This window comes from Streptomyces sp. V4I8 (genome assembly GCF_041261225.1).
Lineage (GTDB): Bacteria > Actinomycetota > Actinomycetes > Streptomycetales > Streptomycetaceae > Streptomyces.
The window spans coordinates 3,959,707-3,972,521 of record NZ_JBGCCN010000001.1 but is presented as its reverse complement, the minus strand read 5'-3'; the positions used below and the strand labels follow the sequence as shown (position 1 = coordinate 3,972,521).

Annotated in this window: 9 protein-coding genes, 1 tRNA gene and 1 pseudogene; 2 read left to right on the top strand and 9 right to left on the bottom strand. The window is 72.6% G+C overall.

Annotated features, from left to right (window positions below; genetic code table 11):
- Nucleotides 1-15 precede the first annotated feature (15 nt).
- Entirely contained in the window at nucleotides 16-1,842 is a 1,827-nt protein-coding gene (locus ABIE67_RS18000; RefSeq protein ID WP_370258492.1) for a putative bifunctional diguanylate cyclase/phosphodiesterase, read from the bottom strand.
- 350 nt (nucleotides 1,843-2,192) lie between these two features.
- On the opposite strand from ABIE67_RS18000, the gene ABIE67_RS17995 reads away from it, so the two are divergent.
- Entirely contained in the window at nucleotides 2,193-3,629 is a 1,437-nt protein-coding gene (locus tag ABIE67_RS17995; protein ID WP_370258489.1) for a M6 family metalloprotease domain-containing protein, read from the top strand.
- Nucleotides 3,630-3,840: 211 nt separating this feature from the next.
- On the opposite strand, the gene ABIE67_RS17990 is transcribed toward ABIE67_RS17995, so the two are convergent.
- The 7 genes and pseudogenes from ABIE67_RS17990 to ABIE67_RS17960 form a co-directional block, all read right to left on the bottom strand.
- A tRNA-Lys gene (locus tag ABIE67_RS17990) sits at nucleotides 3,841-3,914 on the bottom strand.
- The gene (locus tag ABIE67_RS17985; RefSeq protein WP_370258485.1) at nucleotides 3,905-4,480 is read right to left on the bottom strand and encodes a hypothetical protein; all 576 of its coding nucleotides are present in this window, start codon (nucleotides 4,478-4,480) and stop codon (nucleotides 3,905-3,907) included. Before ABIE67_RS17985 ends, ABIE67_RS17990 begins: the two co-directional genes overlap by 10 nt.
- A gap of 133 nt (nucleotides 4,481-4,613) precedes the next feature.
- The gene (locus ABIE67_RS17980) at nucleotides 4,614-4,979 is read right to left on the bottom strand and encodes a hypothetical protein (RefSeq protein WP_370258481.1); all 366 of its coding nucleotides are present in this window, start codon (nucleotides 4,977-4,979) and stop codon (nucleotides 4,614-4,616) included.
- Between the two features lie 189 nt (nucleotides 4,980-5,168).
- Nucleotides 5,169-6,504 (bottom strand): annotated as a pseudogene (locus ABIE67_RS17975) (AAA family ATPase).
- On the bottom strand, nucleotides 6,501-8,105 hold the full coding sequence (locus ABIE67_RS17970) for a hypothetical protein (protein WP_370258477.1): 1,605 nt from the start codon (nucleotides 8,103-8,105) through the stop codon (nucleotides 6,501-6,503). Before ABIE67_RS17970 ends, ABIE67_RS17975 begins: the two are co-directional and overlap by 4 nt.
- Nucleotides 8,096-9,394, bottom strand: a complete 1,299-nt coding sequence (locus ABIE67_RS17965) for a hypothetical protein (RefSeq protein WP_370258473.1) — start codon at nucleotides 9,392-9,394, stop codon at nucleotides 8,096-8,098. The genes ABIE67_RS17970 and ABIE67_RS17965 overlap by 10 nt, the downstream gene beginning before the upstream one ends.
- Nucleotides 9,345-10,355 carry a phosphatase PAP2 family protein gene (locus ABIE67_RS17960; RefSeq protein WP_370258470.1) on the bottom strand — a complete coding sequence of 337 codons (1,011 nt, stop codon included), beginning with the start codon at nucleotides 10,353-10,355 and terminating at the stop codon, nucleotides 9,345-9,347. Before ABIE67_RS17960 ends, ABIE67_RS17965 begins: the two co-directional genes overlap by 50 nt.
- Nucleotides 10,356-10,540: 185 nt before the next feature.
- Here ABIE67_RS17960 and ABIE67_RS17955 point away from each other — a divergent pair, with 185 nt between their 5' ends.
- Nucleotides 10,541-11,137 carry a histidine phosphatase family protein gene (locus ABIE67_RS17955; RefSeq protein ID WP_370258467.1) on the top strand — a complete coding sequence of 199 codons (597 nt, stop codon included), beginning with the start codon at nucleotides 10,541-10,543 and terminating at the stop codon, nucleotides 11,135-11,137.
- Between the two features lie 27 nt (nucleotides 11,138-11,164).
- Here the strand turns inward: ABIE67_RS17955 and ABIE67_RS17950 are convergent, their stop codons facing one another.
- Nucleotides 11,165-12,652, bottom strand: a complete 1,488-nt coding sequence (locus ABIE67_RS17950) for a hypothetical protein (RefSeq protein WP_370258463.1) — start codon at nucleotides 12,650-12,652, stop codon at nucleotides 11,165-11,167.
- Nucleotides 12,653-12,815 lie beyond the last annotated feature (163 nt).

The following is a 12,815-nucleotide window of genomic DNA, read 5'->3' as shown; positions in this document are numbered from 1 at the left end:
CCCCTCCCTGGGGCGTCAGACCCGCACACCCAGCAACTCGGAGATACGATCCGGCGACACCGGCCGCGAGTACAGCCACCCCTGTCCGGTGTCGCACCCGATCCGCCGCAGCCGTGAGGCCTGCGCCAGGGTCTCCACGCACTCCGCGGTGACCGTCAGCCCCAGCCGGTGGGCCAGATCGATCATCGCCTCGACGACGACCTCGTCGGCCGGATTCGGCGGGACGGCCGCGTTGTTGTCGCTCTCGTACTGGAAGCCGCGTACGAAGGAACCGTCCAGCTTCAGGACCGAGACCGGCAGCCGGCTCAGGTACGCGAGGTTCGAGTAGCCCGTGCCGAAGTCGTCGATCGCGATGCGCACGCCCATGTCACTGAGCGCCTGGAGGTCCTGGATCGGGCGTCCCGCCGAGCCCATCACCGCCGACTCGGTCAGCTCCAACTGGAGCAGATGCGGGGCGAGTCCGGTCTCGTCGAGGATCCGGGCGACGTCCGCCACCAGGTCGGAGTCCCAGACCTGGCGGACGGCGACGTTCACGCTCACGAAGATCGGCGGCTCGTCGGGGTGCGCCACCTGCCAGGCCTGTGCCTGGCGGCAGGCGGTCGCCAGGATCCAGCGGCCGAGCGGCACGATGGAACCGTCCTCCTCGGCCAGTCCGATGAACCGATTCGGCGCCAGTACGCCGAACTGAGGATGATTCCAGCGGACAAGCGCCTCGACACCGCGCAGCCGGCCGTCCTCCATGCTGACCAACGGCTGGTACTCCAGGGCGAACTCACCGCGCTCGATGGCGGGGCGGAGCGTGGACGCGAGGGCCTGGCGGGTCATGAGGTGGGCGTTGCGTTCGGGGTCGAAGAGCGTCCAGCGGTCCTTGCCGTCGGCCTTCGCCCAGTACAGCGTCGTGTCGGCGGCCGCCATCAGGGCGGTGGGAGTGGTGCCGGCCGCCTGGCGTTCCACCACGCCGATCGACGCCGACACCGACAGGCGCCGGCCGCCCAGGTCGAAGGGTGCCCGCAGGGATTCGAGTACCGACTCGGCGAGGTCGGCCAGTTGCTCGGTGCCCGTCGAGTCCTCGACGAGCAGGGCGAATTCGTCCCCGCCGAGCCGGGCCACCAGGGGCGGGATGGATCTGGCGTGGCCCGCCTCCTCGGCGCAGTGCGTGAGCCGTTCGGCCACGGCGGCCAGCAACTTGTCGCCGACGCGATGGCCGAGGGTGTCGTTGATCGCCATGAAGCCGTCAAGGTCCAGGTAGCACAGGCCGATTCGGCCGGTGGTGCCGCTCTCGTCGTACGACTCCACCTCCAGCGCGGCCGATAGGCGCTCGAAGAACAGGCTGCGGTTGGGCAGCCGGGTCACCGGGTCGTGCATCTCCAAGTGGCGCAGCCGCGCCTGGAGTTCACGGTGATCGCTGATGTCGGCGACGGAGAGCAGGACGCCGCCGGTCTCCTCGTCGGGCAGCGGCGCGACCGTGACCTGGACCCACAAGGAGTGTCCGTCGCGGTGTTTCAGGCGTCGTGTGCAGCGCAGTCGGGCCTGTCTGCCGCGCAGCACCTCGCGGTACGCGTGCCAGGCGCGCGCGTCGGAGGGGAGGTCCACCAGATCGGCGGCGACGGCCCCGGTCAGTGCGCCCGGTGGCGTACCCAGCAGTTCGGTGAAGGAAGCGTTGGCGCCGGTCACCAGGCCCTCGCGGTCGACCACGGCCATCGCCAGGGGGGCGGCGGAGAACGCGGAGGAATAGGGACAGGGCGTCGATCCCGTACCGGGGGATGACTGCGCGTTACTCTCTGTGACGGCTACCCCGATGAGGTCTGCCGCGTGCGTCGGCCATTCGGACGTTCCGCTCACCGCTCGCTCCCGCAGTGCACTCGATCTTCGGATGGGTCTCATCGGAATGGTCGGCCGGTGGATGGGCGTGCCCCCTGCGGGCCGTGTCCGTGCAGGAAAGTGTCAGGAAAGTGTGCCGATCATAGAGGCTGGCCCTGAGGCCTTCCACCTACTGTTCAGTGTTCCCACGCGGCGCGCGCTTCTGACAGATCGTTTCTGCCCGCACCTGGACAGCTTCTTCGAACCCCCGACCAGTTGTGACGTTCCGTGAGCGATTCGGGGGTGTCGGTTCTGGCGATCCCTCGCTTCTCTCACCCGTCTGGTGCAGCTGAACAGGACGTAGTACGACAATCCGACACAGGCTGGGTGCGGTGTCCCGTGAACCGCTCCCGGAGGTCCCCGTGCCGCGTCAGTTCCCCCTGCTCCGTGGGACGGGCCTGCTGCGGGACCGGCACCGACTGCGCAGTACCGCGGCGGTGTTCACCACGATGTCGGCGCTCGCGGCGACCTCCCTGGTCGCCGGCCCCTCGGTCGCCGAGCCGTTCGACACGGCGCCGTGCGCACTCAAGCGGACCGCGGCCCACCACTCCGAGGGCCTGGACACCTGGAACGCCGCCTATCCGCGCCCGACCCGGCGGCTCGACGCGGTCATGGTGTTCCTGTCCTTTCCGGACTCCGCCCCCCAGACGACACCCGCCGAACTGACGGCCGACCACTTCCCGGCCACCACCCGCTTCTTCGAACGGGCCTCCTACGGCCGGTTCACCCTGCGCCCGCATCCGCTCCGGCAGTGGATCCGCATGCCGCGGCCGTCCACGGCGTACGCCATACAGCGTGACTGGCGCGTCACCGACCGCGCCGCCTATCTGCGGGACGCCCTCGCCGCGGCGGACCGGCAGGTGGACTTCTCCCGCTACGACATCGTCTACTTCGTCGCCGACCCGGACGCGCCCGGCGTCGACTCGGACGCCACGAAGGTCGTCAACCTGGACGCCCCGCTGCGGGCCGACGGCACGGACATCCGGCGCGTCGTCACCGTCTTCGAGAACCATCCGCCGGACCGGCTGGTCCTGGCCCACGAGACCGGCCATGTCTTCGACCTGCCGGACCTGTACCACCGCCCGGTGGACGGCAAGGGCGACTGGGACACCTACGTCGGCGACTGGGACCTGATGGGCAGCCAGTTCGGCATGGCACCGGATCTGTTCGGCTGGCACAAGTGGAAGCTGGGGTGGCTGGAGCCGCGGCAGGTGGTGTGCGTGCAGGGCCGGGGTGGCGGGCCGGTGCGGCTGACGCTGGAGCCGCTGTCGGCGGCCCCGGGGATCCCGGCCCAGACGGGTGCGGCCGGGTCACCCGGCGCCTTCGGGTCCCGGGGCGCGTTCGACGCGGATGCCGCCTTCGGTACGCATGGCGCGTCCGGGGCGTACGGCACGTCCGGGGCGTACGGCGGGGTACCGGGCTTCGGGCTGGGCAACGGCACCAAGCTCGCCGTGGTCCCCACCGGCCCGGAAAGCGCCCTCGCCTTCGAGGTGCGCGGCCCGGTGGGCAACGACCTGCGGACCTGCCGGCAGGGGGTGCTGGTGTACCGGGTGCGCAGTCAGACCGAGTCCGGCGGCGGACCGGTCGAGGTGGTCGACGCCCATCCGCGCAGCGAGGCCTGCTGGGAGGAGTCCGTTTATCCGCCGCTCGCGGACGCGCCGGTCGGGCTCGGCGAGAGCTTCACGGTGCCGGAGGAGGGGGTGCGGGTGGATGTGGAGGGGCGCACGCTTTCGGGGGCGTGGACGGTGAAGATCACGGCGATCGGGTAGCGCGTGCGCCGAGTGCCGGGTTGCGTGGCGGATGGGGTGTGCGCCGGGGTGGTACGGGCACGCCTGGTGCCCGGTGGTGTGCCGGGGCGGTAGCGGTACGTGCCGTGAGCCGGTTGTGTGCCGGGCCGGCCGGTTGTGCGCCCGGCGAGCGGGTTGCGCGCCGGGGGCATGCGAAAAGCCCCTCGCTTCCGCGAGGGGCTTTCACTGTCTGTGCGCCGCCAGGGACTCGAACCCCGGACCCGCTGATTAAGAGTCAGCTGCTCTAACCAACTGAGCTAGCGGCGCCTGCTGACGTCGTAGACCTTAGCATCCTGATCGGGGTGGGGAAAAATCGATATCCGAACGGCAGCGCGAGCCGCCCGGACGGCCGCCCAGAGCAGCACCTCGGGGCCCGGCAACCAGGGATGACGGGTGTCCGGAGCGACCAGCCAGCGGCCACTGGAGGGGGCGTCGGAGCCGGACCGGCCGGGGACGGTCACCGCGTCTCCGGTGCCGTGGCACAGGAGTGCCGGGACGTCGCCCGCGCGGCCGAGTTCCTCCCACCGCAGCAGCGACGGCAGCCGCTGGGCCGTGCCGGGCGCGGCGAACAGCAGCATCCGGCCCCGGAACATCGCCACCGGCCCCGATCCGGGACCCTCCTCCCACAGCTGGTCGGCCATCCGGCGCCCGAAGGTCGCGGGCGCGCTCACGACGTCGAAGACGGAACCGCAGGACAGAACGACGGGGGCCGCCGGCCGCTCGTCCCGCAACGCCTGAGCGCTGCGCGGATACGGTTCTGCGGAGGCGAGCCAGGCGGCGCCGTCCGCAGTGAGGGAGGCGGGCGAGAACGGGGCGTTGCGTGTGCTGCTCATGGCAACTACATCTACCGACGGTGAGCGGACCGTTCCCGAGAGTTCCCGGAAACCGGGACAGGGTGGGGTGGCGGGGCGTATCTTGCCCGCCCGGCATATGCCATGAGGGTGCCCAGGTGAGCACCTGGGTGGGTCACACCGGGTCGACGTGCCCCCGCCCCTCGACCCCCCGCATCAGATCCCGGCCGAACTCCACCATCTTCTTGGCGTAGTCCTCGGTCCACTCGGCCTGCGCGGCGATATCGGCGTGTGTGAGCCGGTCGAACCGCCGGGGATCGGCCAGCTGGGCCGCCGCCATGGCCTGGAACTCCACCGCACGGTCCGCCGCCGCCCGGAACGCCTGCGTCAGCTCGGTCGCGCGCGCCAGCAGTGCCCGCGGGTCGTCGATCGACTCCAGGTCGAAGAAGTGCTCCGGGTCGGCGGCCACCTGCGCGGGCTCGAAGAGCAGGGGCGCGGGGCGTAGCCGCGGTTCGTGCCGACGCGGCGTGGGCTCCGCCATGTCTTCTCCTTCTCTTACGTCACCGAACTGGTACGTCACCGATCTCATTGCTTTCCGGCCACCAGCCCCCGCAACCGGGCACCCCCAGTGAACCGGTCCACCGTCCATTGTCCCGCGCCCACGCAAGTGAACGTAGAGCCCGGCCCACACAAGCCACCACCGAACCGGGCCCGTGATTCGGAGGCCCGCTCACGGCCGCCACACGACCCGATGCTCCGCGAGCCGCGCGAGCACGGCGTGGTTCGCCTCCCAACCATCAGGGAACTTCACCACCGTCCCCAGCTGCACCGGCTCCGTCGACGGATAGTCGTCCAGCAGTTCGCTCACCCCCGCCCGGCACACCACGATGCACGCGTGCCGGTGGCGGGAGGCCAGGACGCACAGACGGCCCGTCTCCAGGTGGAAGGCGGTGGCGTCGGGGCGGCCGGAGAGTGGGTGAAGGACCACGGTCACGTCGTATTTCGCGGCCCTGCAGACGATTCGCGGTGTCGACGGTGATGTCCGTCACCCCCAGCTCGGCGAGGGCGGCACGGACGGCCGCCGCCTGGTCCCGGTGGGCCGTGCCGACCGCGACCCGGTCCGCGGTGAGGGGCGCGGGATCGGGCGAGCGCTCGGACGTCGCCGCCCCGCCCCGGTCAAGGAGCCGCCGTACGACCGCCGCCACCGCCCGGACCGCCTCGGGATCCGTACGCGGGGTGTGCCGGGCGGGCAGCTCCAGCAGTCCCCAGCCCGACTCCGCCGCCTCGTCGATCACCCGGTCGGGCCCCGAGCCGTCCGACGGGACCGCGAAGGACAGACGGCGGTCGCCGTGGTCCGTCCCGCTGCGGAACGGCGTGTACGGATAGAAGGCGTCGGAGACCAGGGGCGCGGCGGACGCGGGGAGCCGCCAGGAGACCGGCAGGCGGTGCTGGGGCAGCTCGGGGTTGTGGGCCAGAAGGGTGGTCACGGCGGAGCCCGACGGGTCGTACGACAGGCCCGCCCACTGCTCGCTGCCCACGATCGCGAACGGGTCCAGCTGGCCCGGGTCCCCCACGAACAGCGCCCGCTCGAACAGACCGGCCACGGCGAGCAGCGAGTCCGAGCGCATCTGGTACGCCTCGTCGACGATCGCGTGCCGCCAGGGCTCGTCGACCTTGACGTGCGCCCACTTGGCCGCCGTGGAGATGACGATCGAGAGGCCGCCCAGGTCACCCGCCTTCGCCGACTTGCGTACGTTCGGCAGGTTGTCCAGAGCCTTGTCGTACGGGTCGGCGTCACTGCTGTGCAGCCGGCCCACCGGCAGCTCGGGATTCTTCTCGGCGAGCCTCAGCACCAGGTCGTCGACCTGGGCGTTGGTCTGCGCGACCACCATCAGCGGGCGCCCCGCGTCGGCGAGTTCGAGGGCCGCGCGGACGACGAGCGTGGACTTGCCGGCGCCGGGCGGGGAGTCGACGACGACGCCGCGCGCGGTGCCGTGCAGCGTGTCGCGGAGGATCGCGTCGGTGGCCTCGGCCGCCGCGGCACCGGGGTCGAACACCGCGGTCACAGCACGTCCTCCTCGGTCAGGGCGTCGGCGGCGTCGGGCACCTGCTCCCCGGGCGGCCCGCCGTGCGTCCACGGCGTCTGCTCCGGGTCGGGCAGCTTCGCGCCGCCCCGCTGCTCGTGCTCGAACAGCGTGAAGCACAGCAGGTCGCCCTTCTCCGGCACCGACCCCTCCTCCGGCTCCTTGCCGCGGCCCATCTTGTCCAGCACCCGCAGCACCACGAGCACGCCCCCGTCCTCGACGTCCCCTTCGTACCCGACGAACTCCGCCGACTGGGGCTTCCCGCCCAGCGAGCGGAACACCTTGGCCCGCTCGCCCAGATGCGGCCGGTCGTCCGTGCGGACGGTGACCAGCGGGCGCGGACTCGGCCGCTTGCCCTCGTTGTACGCCATCACGACCTCGGTGACCTCGCCCGCGAACGCCTCCCCGGACAGCCGCCGCCCCGCCATCACCAGCGGGTCGTCGAGCGCCTCCTGTGCCTCCAGGCGGGCCTGCTCGCGCTCGCGCGCGGCGAGCTTGTTGGCGGCGGTGACCGCGTCGTCGCGCCGCGGCTGCGGGGGCTCGCCGGCCAGGACGCGGTCGCGGTGGCCGGTGAAGGACCAGCGGTCGCGGGTCCACCGCTCCTCGACCCGCCCGGCCTCGGGCAGCTCCCGCACCAGGTCCAGGCCACGCCACACCGCGTCCCAGGTCGGCCGGGTCCGGCTCTCGACGAGGGCGCGGAGCTCCCGCTCGGCGGCGGTGAGGTCCCCGAGCCGGTCGTCGGCCTCCAGCCCGTCCTCGGCGGCGGCGAGGGCGGTACGGGCGCGGTCGTAGCGCTCGATGGCGGGGGCGAGCAGCTTGTTGTCGAACGCCGGGTCGGTGGCGGGACCGGCGGGCGGGCACAGCAACTGGCCCTCCCGGTCCCGCGCGAGCTCCGCCCGCAGTGCCGCTTCGGCGCCCGTCTCACCCTCCGGCGGGGCGATCCAGGCGAGCAGCGCGCCGAGGTGCTGGTCCTCCAGGGTGGACTGGCCGGTCGCCCAGTGCCGGGTCAGTACGTCCGTCATGGCCAGCAGCAGCGAGGAGCCGGGCACGCGGGCCCGCTCGGCGAAGTGGGTCAGCCAGCGACCGAGCAACGGCACGCGCGGAGGCGCGGGGTACGGAGTCTCCGGGTCCTGTTCCGCCGTACGCCTGAAGCGCATCGAGCGGCCCAGGAGCCGTACGAAGTCGATGCCCGCGCGGCTGGGCACGATCAACTGCGGGGCGTCCGCGCACAGTTCGACCTCGACCTTGACCCGCTTGCCGGTCTCCGGATCGGTCTCGTTGCGCTCGGCGGCCTCCACGTCGTCGGCGTAGGCGTCGATGTACGGCAGGACGACATCCGCCAGCTCGGACAGGAACGTGAACCTGAGGTCCCGGTCGCGCGGTTGCGGTACGACCAGCAGGTGCGGGGCGTCCCGGTCCGTGCCGACCAGCGCGCCGAGCGGGGCGCCGGCCTCACCGGCGGTGGTGAGGGGCACGAAGACCAGCGGCCGCTCGGACAGGCGCCGGTGGCGGACGGTGGCGGCGGGCTGGGCGCGGCCCGTGCTGACGGCTTCGAGGCGGGCGAGGGTGGAGATCAGTGACACGCGGCCACCGCCTCCGGGCCGAGGGCGTCGGCATCGCGGCCGAGGACCGAGACTTCCCGGCCGAGGGCCTCGGCACGCAGCTGTGCCGCGCGCCGCAGGGCCGCCACCGCCGGGTCGTCCGGGTCGCCCGACTCACCCCGGGCGGCCGACAGGACGTCCTCGACCGTGGTCAGGTCGCCCAGCTCGGCCCGTACCGAACGGCCCAGGGACGTCACCGCCCCCGCCGCGCGGGAGCGGGCCCGGCAGTGGAAGGCCAGCTCGCAGGCGGACAGGCACTCGGGCGCGTACGTCGCCGGGACCGACTCGACGGCTGCCGTCAGGTCGGCGGCGGGCAGCTCGGGGGAGAAGCAGGTGCCGTCGGGGAGAGTGTCGGCGATGTCCTCGATGCGGGTGAGGCGGGCCAGCTGGCGGGCGGTCACCGCACGCTGCTTGCGGACGTCGACGGCCGAGGCGGTGGGGTGGTTGGAGAAGTCCTTGGGGCAGACCAGGAGGATCCGATGGCGAACGCGCGGGGTGGGGGCGCTGTCTGAGGCGCTCCGCCTCCGGGGCGCCTCAGCCGGTGTCGAGGCGACGACAGTGCTCGACCCTTCGGGCCTCCGCGCGCTCGTCCCCTCGACACCGGCGCGCCCCTCCGGCTCCGCGCCGAGCCGGGCGGCGATCTGCTCCAGCGCCAGCACGTACACCGCCGCCTGCCGCGCGGCCGCGCCGACCTTCGCCGGGTCCGCCGCACCGTCCAGCATCGGGAAGGACTTGATCTCCACGACCGTCCAGCTGCCGTCCGGGTGAACGACGACCGCGTCCGGCTCCAGGAAGGCGGGGGAGCCGGCGACGTCCAGCGCGAGCATCGGGTGGTCGAGCAGCGTCCACTCGCCGCACGCTTCGGTGGCCTCGCGCAGGGCCAGTGCCGTACGGGCCGTGCGGCCCTCGGGGCCGGTCGCGGTGAGCTCGGGCACACGCGCGTGGGCGGGCGGTTCGGCCGTGCGGTCCAGTCTCTCGTGCACCAGCCGCAGCAGCTCCGCGCCGCCGTCCGCCTTGACCTTGGCCTCGAAGGCGTTCCCGCGTGTGAAGGCGAACTGCGACTGCCCGAAGACCGACGGCGAGCCCAGCGCGCTCGCCAGTGCCGCCTTGTTCACCCCGGCGCCGTCCAGGATCGCGCGCCGCTTGCAGCCGGGGTTGGCGGCGAGGGCGGCCAGGGCGCGCGCGTCCAGCGCCTTGGCCGGTACGTCGGGACCGCGCAGCTCAGCGAGCCGGTGCCGGAGCGCCGTCCCCCGCGTCCTTGGGGGAGGCACTCGGCTCGGCTCCGGATCCGATCCGGGACTCGCGCTGCCGTGGAATTCGCTCACCCGCGGAAGTCTGGCATCCGCCACTGACATTTGAGGAAGAAGCGTTGTCGGAGGCCACGGTGACGGTCTCCCGCGTCCCCTTCGCGACCCTGCCGCCCGAGGCCGTTCCGGCCGTCGCGACGGGGGCGGCCTCCGCCCCGAACAGCGCCCGCACCCGGTCGGCGGTCCGCAGCACGTACGGCGTCAGCAGCAGCCCGACGCCCATCACGGCGGCGCCCGCGGCCGCGTCGAGGAAGTAGTGGTTGGCGGTGCCCATCACGACGATCGTGGTGATCAGGGGGTAGGCGACGGCCGCCACCTTCGTGAGGCGCGTCCCGCCGTACCGCCACAGCACCACCCCGCACCACAGCGCCCAGCCGACGTGCAGGCTCGGCATGGCCGCGTACTGGTTCGTCATGCCGCCGAGCCCCCGGGGCGCGCTGGCCTCGCCGCCCCACCAGCCGTACGAGCTGTACTGGGCCATCGTGTCCACGAAGCCGTAGCTCTCGGCGAGCAGCCGGGGCGGGCAGGTGGGCAGCAGGGTGAAGCCGATCAGGCCGATGAAGGTCGACGTCATCAGCCAGGTGCGGGCCGCGCGGTAGCGCACGGTGCGGGACCGGAAGATCCAGACCAGGAGGGCGGGCGTGACCAGGTAGTGCAGTGACGCGTACCAGAAGTCGGCGGGCACGCCGAGCCAGGGCTCGCTGGTGAAGAGCCGGTTGAGGGGGTGCTCCGCGTTGAGGTGCAGGGCCTTCTCGATGTCGAGGATCGCGAGGCCGTGGTCGACGGCATGGCTGACATCGCCCCGGGCGAGCAGGCGGCCCGCCGAGTAGCAGGCGTAGACCAGCAGTATCAGCGGCAGCTCGGTCCACCAGCGCAGGCGGGTCCGCGGCGTCGCCTCCACGCCAGCTGTCTCGGCGTGTGGCATCCGATCGCCTCCCCCTTCTTGTCGCGGCGCCCGGTTGACCGGTCGTGCCACTTTACGGTGTATGCGCGCGCCCCCTTCGGGCACCCCGGCCCTCAAGACGCAGAGATCGCCCCCGGGGTTGCCCCCGCACAGCGTGCGCGATGATGGACGGGTCCGCCTCTCGTTTCTCCCGGAAAGGCCTTTCCATGGCACCGCGCATCCTGCTGGCCCGGCACGGACAGACGGCGTGGTCGCTGTCCGGCAAGCACACGGGCAGGACCGATGTGCCGCTTTTGGAGGAGGGCCGCCGGGGCGCGAAGCTGCTGGGCGAGCGTCTGCACCGCCCGCCGTACGACGGGCTGGCGGGGGTCGAGATCCGCACCAGCCCGCTGTCACGCGCGCGTGAGACGTGCGAACTCGCCGGTTTCGGCGAACGCGCGCGTACCTGGGACACGCTCATGGAGTGGGACTACGGCGCCTACGAGGGCATGACACCGGCGGAGATCCAGGCCGTCCGGCCCGGCTGGCTCATCTGGCGCGACGGCGTGCCGGAGGGCGAGAGCCTGTCCGAGGTGACGGCCCGGGCCGACGAGGCGGTGGCATGGGCGCTCGAGGAGGACCGTGACGTGCTGGTCTTCGCGCACGGCCACATCCTGCGGTCCATAGGCGCGCGCTGGCTGGGGCTGCCTCTCGACTTCGCGGCACGGATCCGGCTGAACCCGACGTCACTGTCGGTGCTGGGGTGGGCGTACGGGGAGCCGGCGATCGAGAGCTGGAACGACCTGGGCCACCTGGCGGCGTAGCCGTTCAGGCCGTTCAGGCCGCGCCGGTCATGCCATGCGGGGCGTGCTCGCGTGGCGTTCCAGGAACGCCGACACACCGCTCGCCCGCCGGTGCGGCAGCAGCACCCGCGCTGTCCCGGCCAGCATCGTCTGGACCCGCGACGACTGCACCTGGTCGAGCAGGTCCAGCACCCGCATCCCGGCGGCCGCGGCCTCGTCAGGGCATCCGCCCCGGGCCAGGTCGTCCGCCAGTTCGGCCGTGTACAGCGCGATGTTGCGGGTGAAGTGCGGGTCCTGGAGCTGGGCCGCCCGCCCGGCGTGCCGCGCCGCCCGCTGCCAGTTGCCCAGTATCGACCAGCACTGCGCCTCCAGCGCTTCCAGTTCGGCCTCTCCGTAGAAGCTCATCCACTCGGGGTCGGCGTCCGAGCGGCCCCGCTCGAAGAGGGCCTGTGCGCGAACGAGGGCCTGCTCGCAGCCGGTGCGGTCGGCGAGCCCCGCCCAGCCGCCCGCCTCGCGCAGGGCCAGCAGGGACATCAGACGGGAGGAGCCCAGGGGGCGTGCGGCGCGCTGCGCGGCCTGTGCCGCCCGCACGGCCTCACGCGGCCGGCCCGCGTCCCGGGCCAGGAACGACGTGTTGCAGAAGGCGTGCGCCTCCAGCGCCGGGTCCCCGGCCATCCGGGCCGTCGCCAGCGCCTCCGCGTAGTGCGAGCGCGCGTCGTCGAACCGTCCCGAGTCGTGCGCCAGCCAGCCCACCGAGATGGCCAGTTCACCCGCGCCCGAGTGGAGCCGGTCGCCGGTCGCCTGCCGGGTCGTACCGGCGTCGAGCAGTTCGTACGCGGCACGCAGCGGGGCGGCCGCGCGCCGGTAGAGGCCGTCGGCGCCATGCCGGTCGTCGAGCAGCCGGATACGGCGTACGGCTTCCTCGAGCGCGTCCGCCTCGTGCACCCCGACACGCCGGACGGGACGGTCCGCGGCCGCGGCGTCGAAGGCGAGCCCCAGGGGGCTCAGCGAGGCGGCGGCCACGGTGGCGCCCCCGCCGGTCATGAATGCGCGACGCAGCACGTCGCTCTCCTCGTGGATCTCGTGGTTCTGGTGGTTCTCATGGTTCTGTTCTGATTTGTACGGGTCGTGCGGGGCGTACGGGTTCTGCGGGTCATACGGCTCGTGGCCCCTCCGCGTCTCACTTGCGGTGTACGCCGGGCTTGTGGTGTGTACGAGGGGCGCGTCCTCGTCGGTGTGCGCCCGGCGCCCGCGTACGGACGAGCGGGGCGCGAAGCCGAGGTCGGCGAGCGCGCGGCCGGGGAACATGTGCAGGAACACCCGTTCGTACGCGTAGTTGGGGCAGCGGATCTCGCCGGCCTCTACCCGCCCGACGTAACGCGCGTCACAGCTGACCCGCTCACCGATCTCCCGAGCGGCCCGTCGTACCGCCGCGGCGAACTCGGCCGGCGAGCGCTGACCGCGCAGCTGCCGGAACGTGACATTCGGCCTCGGTGGAAGGGAGGGCTGGGGTGAGGTCAGCTCTGACGACGCCATGGCCGGGTCCTCTCATGCGAACCGTCGAACCATGCCGGAGCGAGGACGGGTTGAGCCGAATACCCGTACCGAATATCCGTGTGGTGCCCTTGCTGTCGGCGGGCATGAACGTACCTGCTGTAGCGGACTCGCCACGCAGTGTTTGGCTACAAAACGGATATCT

Bases quoted from the DNA above. Each gene is read 5' to 3' on its own strand.
- ABIE67_RS17985 (WP_370258485.1), bottom strand. From the start codon at position 4,480: ATGAGCAGCACACGCAACGCCCCGTTCTCGCCCGCCTCCCTCACTGCG.
- ABIE67_RS17980 (WP_370258481.1), bottom strand. From the start codon at position 4,979: ATGGCGGAGCCCACGCCGCGTCGGCACGAACCGCGGCTACGCCCCGCG.
- ABIE67_RS17960 (WP_370258470.1), bottom strand. From the start codon at position 10,355: ATGCCACACGCCGAGACAGCTGGCGTGGAGGCGACGCCGCGGACCCGC.
- ABIE67_RS17955 (WP_370258467.1), top strand. From the start codon at position 10,541: ATGGCACCGCGCATCCTGCTGGCCCGGCACGGACAGACGGCGTGGTCG.
- ABIE67_RS17950 (WP_370258463.1), bottom strand. From the start codon at position 12,652: ATGGCGTCGTCAGAGCTGACCTCACCCCAGCCCTCCCTTCCACCGAGG.